The organism is Streptomyces viridosporus, from assembly GCF_002078235.1.
Lineage (GTDB): Bacteria > Actinomycetota > Actinomycetes > Streptomycetales > Streptomycetaceae > Streptomyces > Streptomyces viridosporus.
Genome location: NZ_MSGP01000069.1, coordinates 1 through 7,465 on the forward strand (window position 1 = coordinate 1; position 7,465 = coordinate 7,465).

Sequence of the window (7,465 nt, forward strand, 5' to 3'; positions counted from 1 at the left end):
CCCCCGGTGCACCCGCCGCGGCCGAGCCCGGCCCCTACGGCCCGTCAGCCCCACACGCTGGTGTAGTTGTACTGACGGTCGTAGCGAGGCGTCCACAGACTCGGGTACGGCTCGGCGATGTTCCCGCACGCGCCCAGCCGGATCGCCTCCCGACGGCCCCCGTCCACCAGGCACTTGCCGCTGGCGGCCTCCACGATCTCCCAGTGGTCGTTGCCGCGGTCGACCCAGCGGAAGTGCTGGCCCGGCCCCTGGCAGTGACCGATCACCATCGGGGTGCCGTCGGCGACCGAGGCGTTCTGCGCGCCGACGCAGTACTTCCCGTACACACCGATCATGAACAGGCCCGGGGTGCCGGAGGGCTGGAAGTAGAAGCGCTGGTGCAGCCTGCCCTTGCAGTCGAAGCGCTGGACGACGGCGCCCGGGTTCTGCGACTCCCCCCGCACGTCCATGCACTGCCACGAGTACGAGGCCCGCATCTCGTATATCGAGGCGTTGGTGATCCAGCCGGTGTAGCGGATGGGCGGGTCGGCCGCGGTGGCCGTACCGGGGACGAGCAGAACGAGCAGCGCCGCCAAGAACGCGGCGATCCCTCCCCCGCGCACACTTCGAGCCACTTCTCCTCCTTCTTTGCCTGGATACCGACCGGCGCCACGACCTGACGTGATGATCTGATGGCTCGTCGTGACCGGCGCCGGGACGCCCCGAAGATAGCGGGCCGCCGGCGCCCGGCTGCACCGCCGTTTCAGGGGGGTTGCGTGGGCGCGGGAGACATGCCGTGAGCCTGGGGTCGGGTATGCAGCGGGCCCGGTCGTTCATGATCCTGGCGACCGGTCTGTACCGGGTCAGCCACTTGGGGGTCGGTGTCCTCGCCGTGGTCCAGCACCAGCGGGACAGCGTCCTGTCGTGGCTCGGGCTGACGGTCGCGCTCGGGTCGAGCCTGTTCGTCTTCGGCACCGCGCGCTCACGACGCCGGTTCGGCACCCGGCCGCCCCTCGTGGACCTGGTGCTCGTCGGCTGTGCGCTGCCGTTCGCGGTGTACGCGGGCGGGGCGGACCGGCCGTCGGACCTCGCCTGGTCGATGCTGCTCGGCGGATCCGCGAGCGCGGTCTGCGCGGTGGCCTTCGGCCGGGGTGCGGCCGTGGCCGGTGCGGTGGCGGCGCTGACGGCCACCCACACGGCCGGGTACGGGATGGCCGGCGCGGAGATCGCCGTGATCGCCGCGCACCTCAATGCCCTGGTCTCGTCCGCCGTACTGGCCCGCGTCTTCTGGTGGTACCTGCGCCGGCAGGGCCGTCTGCTCGACGCGGCCACCGAGCGGGCCATCGTCTCCGAGGCCGCACGGGCCCGGTACGCCGAGCGCATGGCGCACCACCGGGCGCTGCACGACACGGTGCTGGCCACGCTCACCGCCATCGCGAACGGGCGGGCGGACGCCGACTCCCGGGCCGTGCGCGAGCGGTGCGGCCGGGAGGCCGCGTACCTGCGGCGGCTCGTGCAGCAGCACGCGGAGGAGGACGCCGCGCCGGGCACGGCGGCGGCCGTGGAGCACGCGGTGCGTTCGGCGGAGAGCCTGGGGCTGCGCGTGACCGCCCAGTACGGGGGCCTGGCGGAGATACCTCCCCACGCGGCGGCCGCGCTGGGCAGCGCGGTGACGGAGGCACTGAACAACGTGCTGCGGCACGCCGGTACGGGCCGCGCGTACGTGACGGTCACGGGTGACGGCGACGGGGTCGTGGTGACCGTGGTCGACCGCGGGACCGGCTTCGACCCGCGGGCCGTGGACGAGGGGCTCGGTCTGCGTTCGTCGATCGGCGCGCGGATGCGCGAGGCGGGCGGTGCGGCGGAGGTGGACAGCGCGCCCGGCGAGGGCACGCGGGTGGCCCTGCGGTGGCCCGCGTGATCACGGTGGCCGTGGTCGACGACGACCGGATGCTGCTCGACGGGTTGCGGGTCTGGCTGGACGGCGTGCCGGAGGTGTTCCTGGCGGCGACGGCGCGCACGGTGGACGGTCTGCTGGGCCCTGCGGGCGCGGACGGGCCGGACGCCGGGTCCGTGCCGTACGACGTCGTCCTGCTGGACCTGGTGCTCGGCGACGGGTCGCGGCCCCCGGACAACATCCGGCGGCTGCGCGCCGCCGGCGCGCGCGTGCTCGTGATCAGCACGGTGGCCGACCGCCGCCGGATCGTCGCCGCGATCGCGGCCGGCGCGGACGGCTATCTGACCAAGGACCACGACCTTCCGACGCTGGTGAAGGCGGTCGAGGAGGTGGCCGGGGGCGGGACGGCCCACTCGGCGGAACTGGCCTTCGCCTGGGCGCACGACGACGGCCCCGCACGGCCGAGGCTGTCGCCGAAGGAGCGCCAGGTGCTGCTGGAGTACGCCTCCGGACTCACGCTCAAGGCCACGGCGCGGCGCGCCGGGGTCAGTCCGCACACGGCCAAGTACTACCTGGACCGCGTCAAGGAGAAGTACCAGCAGGCGGGCCGGCCCGCCTACACGAAGATCGACCTGGCGTCCCGTGTCCGCGAGGACGGCTGGGCGGAGGACTGACCCGGCCCGCGAAAGCCCCGCGTCCCCGCGAGGCCGGATCGGCGGTCCGGGAGGGACCGGCCCCCGGCGGGCGGCGGCGGAGGGAGGAACGTCAGTGGCGTGCGTCACAGTGGAACGAGTGGACGCCGACCCGCGACGTCCGCGACACCGCGAAGCCACCAGGGGGATCCCATGACGTACGCGATCCGGGCGGAGGGCCCGGCCAAGCGCTTCAGGGAGACCGGGGCCCCGGCGGGGGTGGATCCGGCGGCCCGCACCGGCTCGGGTGTTCGGTCCGCCGGCGACGCGGGCCTGCCGGGCGGAGGTCCGACCCCCACCGCCGCGCCGGCGGTGGGCCCGACGTATCCCGCCGGGCCCGTGCGTCGTTGGCCGGTCGGAACCTGTGCACCCCACCCTCTCCGAGGAGCCCTCGTGGCCAGTCCGACCCCGCTGTCCGTCACCGGCGTCCCGCCCCGGCACCGGCCGTCCGGCCGCCGCCGGGACCCGCGGGGCCGGCAGCGCGCGGGGTCCGCCGCCCGGGCCCGGACGTGAGGAGCCGGCCGGTGGTGGTGCTGCGCGTCACGGCGGTCCACAAGGGCTTCGGATCCCGGCAGGTCCTGCGCGGGGTCAGCTTCGAGGCGCGGGCGGGGCAGCTGGTGGGCATCGTCGGGGAGAACGGCGCCGGGAAGACCACCCTGCTGCGCATCCTCAGCGGCGACCTGCGCCCCGACGACGGACACGTCGACCTGGTGGGCGCACGGGGCTACTGCCCCCAGTACCCGGTCCTGGACGAGGAGCTGACCGTGCGCCAGCACCTGCGTCTCTTCCAGGTCGCCTACCGCCTCCCGAGTCCCGACCGCGCGCTCCGGCTGATCGGGACCCTCTCCGCGGCCGGTTACCTGGACGCACCCGTGAAGGTCCTCAGCGGCGGCACCCGGCAGAAGCTGAACCTGGTCCTGGCCTTGATGCACGACCCGGACGTCGTGCTGCTCGACGAGCCGTACCAGGGCTTCGACTGGGAGACCTACCTGCGGTTCTGGGACCTCGCCCGAGAACTGAAAGACCGTGGCCGCACCGTGATCATCGTCTCCCACCTCGCCCATGACACCGAGCGCCTGGACGTCCTGCACCATCTGCGCGACGGCACCCTCGCGCCCCCGCCCGCGGCGGGCACCGCATGAGCGCCTACCTGGTCGCCTGCCGCTACGCCCTGCTGGCCGTGGCGAAGAACCGGCTGGCCGCCGTGCTCCTGGTCGTCTTCATCCCGCTGTGGATCACCGTGGCGAAGACCCTCACCACACCGAAGACGTTTCCCTTCCGGCTGCGCGCCACCGGGACCTGGCTGCGCGCCGGCGGGGACGAGATCACAATGATCAGCGGCTCCCTGAACGCGGTGTCCCTGTTGGTGGGCTTCCTGATGTTCAGCGCCGCCCGCCGCACCAGGGCCTTCGACCGCCGCCTCACCGCGGCCGGCTACTCCCGGACCGCCCTCGTCGGCTCCAAGCTCACCACCCTTCTGGCCGCGTCAGTGCTGGTCAGCGCCTACGCCACCGCCTGGATGCTGCTGTTCTGGTCCCCCCTCCAGCCCTTCCTCCTCGGCCTCGCGGTCCTGGCGGACTGCCTGGTCTACGGGGCCATGGGCATGTGTCTGGCCCTCTTCCTGCCCGGCGAGGTCGAGGGACTGGTCACCATCATCATGGTCAGCATCATCGATCTCGCACCGCAGAATCCCGTCGCCAGCACCACCGCCGACAAAGCCCTGGTCGAGCTGCTGCCCAGCTACGGCTCCCTCCAGACCAGCCTCGCCGCGGGCTTCACCCGGCAGATCACCCTGAGTCCTCTGCTGACCCACAGCGTGGTCTGGCTGGCCGTCATGACCGTCACCGTGCTCGCCGCCTTCGTCCTGCGCACCCGCACCCACCAGCCGTCCGGACGCCCGCACGACGGCACGTAGGGGCGGGGGCGGCAGCCCCCTGGTGCGGGCGCCGTCAGAACTTCGGCGTCGGTGTCCGCTCCTGCACCAGCTCCGCCGCCTCCTCCTCGGTCTGCACCGAGGGCGGCGACCCCTCGAGCGGCTGCCGTGCCGTCTCCTTCATGCAGGCCACCGCGACGACACCGACCAGGGCCGCGGCCATCGAGTAGTACGCGGGCATCATGTCCGAGCCGGTCGCGTCGATCAGGGCGGTGACGACCAGCGGCGTGGTGCCGCCGAACAGCGACGCCGACAGGTTGTAGCCGACCGACAGGGAGCCGTAGCGCACCGATGTGGGGAACATGGCCGGCAGCGCCGCCGACATGGTGCCGAGCAGGCAGACCAGCGACAGGCCGAGCATCAGCATGCCGGCCGAGACCGCGAGCAGACCGCCCTGCTGCACCAGCAGGAACGCCGGGGAGGACAGGAGGAAGAAGCCCAGCATGCCGGTCATCAGCAGGGGCTTGCGGCCGAACCGGTCGGACAGCCGGCCCACCTGGTTGATGACCAGCATCAGCACCACCATGGTGGCCACCAGGATCAGCAGCCCGTGGGTCTCGGTGTAGTGCAGCTCGTCGGAGAGGTACGTCGGCATGTACGACAGCAGCATGTAGTCGGTGATGTTGTACGCGCCGACCAGCGCGATGCACAGCACCAGCGTCCGCCAGTGCTTCCGGAAGATCTTGGCGAGGTCGCCCCGGGCGGTGGTCTCCACCGGGTCCGCGGCCTCGGCGGCGTGGACGTTGCCCTTCTCCAGCTTCAGGTACGCCGGCGTGTCGTCCAGCTTCAGCCGCAGGTAGATGCCGATGAGGCCCAGCGGTCCGGCGACCAGGAAGGGGATGCGCCAGCCCCAGGCGTCCATCGTGTCGGTGCCCAGCCAGGCGGTGAGCGCCGTCACCAGGCCCGCCGCGCCGGTGTACCCGGCCAGCGTCCCCAGTTCCAGGAAGCTGCCGAAGAAGCCGCGCCGCTTGTCCGGGGCGTACTCCGCGATGAAGGTGGAGGCGCCGCCGTACTCGCCGCCGGTGGAGAACCCCTGGAGCAGCCGGAAGACGATCAGCAGCAACGGCGACCAGAAGCCGACGGCCGCGTACGTCGGGAGCATGCCGATCGCGGCGGTGCCGATCGCCATCAGGATCATCGTCAGCGCGAGGACCTTCTTGCGGCCGACCTTGTCGCCCATCGGCCCGAAGACCAGGCCGCCCAGCGGACGCACCAGGAAGGCGACGGCGAAGGTGGCGAAGGACGACAGCAACTGCGCGGTCTCGTTCCCGGAGGGGAAGAAGACCCGGCCGATGGTGCCGGCCAAGTAGGCGTAGACACCGAAGTCGAACCACTCCATGGCATTGCCGAGCGAGGCCGCCTTCACCGCGCGCTTGACCGCCTGCTCGTCCGTCACCGTGACGTCCGACCGGCGCAGCCGCGGGTTCTGCCGGCGTCTGGCGGCACGGAACAGGGCGGGGTGACGCCTGACCGCTGCGGCATCGGGCACGGGCGCGTTGTCGGTGGGGGACGTGACTGCGTTCCTTTCCGGGGACATACCGCTCCGGACGGAACATATCAGCGCCCCCGGGAGGAGACCGGAAGCACGCGGCCGACACGGGGCGTCCGACCGACGACGTACCGGTCGCGGTCCAGGAGGCGACGGTCCCGCCGTCCGCTCCGACGGCGCAGGGCCGGGTTCCGCGGGGGAACCCGGCCCTGCCTCCCGGCTGTCGTGCCCGTACGCCGCCGTGGCGCGGCGCTTCCGGCCGCCGGGACGGACGCTACGGCTCCACGCAGCCGATCGTTCCCGTCGGGAAGTCGTTGCCCGACGAGGTGGCCGTGAAGCCGAACGTCACGCTCCCGTCGGGGTTGATGACACGGTTGTGATCGGCGTTCCTCACCGTCACCGCTCCGTCGGAGCCGGTGGACAGGGATCCGTTCCACACGCTGCTGATCCGGGTCCCGGAACCGGGCTGCCACCGCACGGCCCAGCCACTGAGCGGCGACGTCCCGTGGTTCATCACCTCGACGGAGCCCTGGAAGCCACCGTTCCAGGAGTTCACCACGTTGTAGACGGCCATGCAGGAACCGGTGTGCGGCGGTGTGGTGGGCGGCGTCGGGGTCGGGGTCGGGGTCGGCGTACCGCCCGGGTTCCGGATGCCGGTCACCTCGCCGTTGCCGCCGTCGAAGACGATGTCGGAGCAGGAGAAGAAGTTCTCCTGGCTGTCCGAACGGACCCACTGCATGAAGATCAGCGCGTCGCCGGAACGTCCGGAGGGCAGCTTCAGGTCCCAGTAGTAGTGGCCGCCGTTGGTGCCCGGCGAACCCTGCTGGGGCGGGTTGGTGACGGTCTGGACGAGCTCCAGGTCGCCCCAGCCCAGCGGGGAGGTGGGCGACCAGCCGGGCTTGGTGAGGTAGACCCGGAAGTCGCCGGGGTGGGCGGCCCAGTTGCTGTACTGCACCTTGACCGTCGCTCCGGACGTCAGATGCGTCCGGGGCCAGTCGGCGCGGGCCGCGTTGTAGGCGGAGAAGTCGTACGGGGACCGGTCACCGGCGCTGCAGAGCGTGCCGTCCGGCACGTAGCCGGGGCCCCGCCCGGCGGCCCGGGAGTCGAGGACGGCGAACCAGTTGTACAGCGCCGACGAGCCGCTCTTGTTCAGCGCGTCCCGGCACGCCGGGTTGGTCGGGTTCAGTGCGCCGGTGCCGGTGATGGCGTCCAGCTGGCAGAGGTAGGTGCGCGAGCCGGGCACCATCGCCACACCGTGCGCCTGCGCGTTGTTCTGCCAGAGGAAGCTCAGGCCGAGCCCTCCGAGCAGGGTGGCCAGTACCGCCGCCAAGGAGACGAATCTGCTGCGTAAGGTCATGGGATCTCCCGTCCCGACAGTGAACCGATCATGACTTGGAGAAGGGGTTGGAACCCTCGCCCGCCCGGGGTGGGCATCGACCGGGCGGGGCGAGGGGACCGGGCTCTTATACACATCT

Annotated in this window: 7 protein-coding genes; 4 read left to right on the forward strand and 3 right to left on the reverse strand. The window is 72.2% G+C overall.

From position 1 onward, the window contains the following. Positions 1 to 44 precede the first annotated feature (44 nt). Entirely contained in the window at positions 45 to 614 is a 570-nt protein-coding gene (locus tag B7L92_RS05010; protein WP_143626237.1) for an RICIN domain-containing protein, read from the reverse strand. 161 nt (positions 615 to 775) lie between these two features. On the opposite strand from B7L92_RS05010, the gene B7L92_RS05015 reads away from it, so the two are divergent. The 4 genes from B7L92_RS05015 (at position 776) to B7L92_RS05030 (ending at position 4,483) form a co-directional block, all read left to right on the forward strand. After that, positions 776 to 1,900: a sensor histidine kinase gene (locus tag B7L92_RS05015; protein WP_143626238.1), complete on the forward strand. Its 1,125-nt coding sequence runs from the start codon at positions 776 to 778 to the stop codon at positions 1,898 to 1,900. Next, complete coding sequence (locus tag B7L92_RS05020) at positions 1,888 to 2,550, forward strand: response regulator transcription factor (RefSeq protein WP_081236270.1); 663 nt, start codon at positions 1,888 to 1,890, stop codon at positions 2,548 to 2,550. Before B7L92_RS05015 ends, B7L92_RS05020 begins: the two co-directional genes overlap by 13 nt. 545 nt (positions 2,551 to 3,095) lie before the next feature. Next, on the forward strand, positions 3,096 to 3,710 hold the full coding sequence (locus B7L92_RS05025; protein WP_081236274.1) for an ABC transporter ATP-binding protein: 615 nt from the start codon (positions 3,096 to 3,098) through the stop codon (positions 3,708 to 3,710). Next, positions 3,707 to 4,483 carry a hypothetical protein gene (locus B7L92_RS05030; protein ID WP_081236271.1) on the forward strand — a complete coding sequence of 259 codons (777 nt, stop codon included), beginning with the start codon at positions 3,707 to 3,709 and terminating at the stop codon, positions 4,481 to 4,483. The genes B7L92_RS05025 and B7L92_RS05030 overlap by 4 nt, the downstream gene beginning before the upstream one ends. A 34-nt stretch (positions 4,484 to 4,517) precedes the next feature. On the opposite strand, the gene proP is transcribed toward B7L92_RS05030, so the two are convergent. Together proP and B7L92_RS05040 are read right to left on the reverse strand one after the other, a co-directional pair. Next, the gene (gene proP, locus B7L92_RS05035; RefSeq protein WP_081236272.1) at positions 4,518 to 6,038 is read right to left on the reverse strand and encodes a glycine betaine/L-proline transporter ProP; all 1,521 of its coding nucleotides are present in this window, start codon (positions 6,036 to 6,038) and stop codon (positions 4,518 to 4,520) included. 226 nt (positions 6,039 to 6,264) lie between these two features. Continuing rightward, positions 6,265 to 7,347: a lytic polysaccharide monooxygenase auxiliary activity family 9 protein gene (locus B7L92_RS05040; protein WP_081236273.1), complete on the reverse strand. Its 1,083-nt coding sequence runs from the start codon at positions 7,345 to 7,347 to the stop codon at positions 6,265 to 6,267. Between the last annotated feature and the right edge of the window lie 118 nt (positions 7,348 to 7,465).

What these genes read in the sequence shown, in the direction of transcription:
- B7L92_RS05030 (WP_081236271.1), top strand. Translation starts at nt 3,707, where the DNA reads ATGAGCGCCTACCTGGTCGCCTGCCGCTACGCCCTGCTGGCCGTGGCG.
- proP (WP_081236272.1), bottom strand. Translation starts at nt 6,038, where the DNA reads ATGTCCCCGGAAAGGAACGCAGTCACGTCCCCCACCGACAACGCGCCC.
- B7L92_RS05040 (WP_081236273.1), bottom strand. Translation starts at nt 7,347, where the DNA reads ATGACCTTACGCAGCAGATTCGTCTCCTTGGCGGCGGTACTGGCCACC.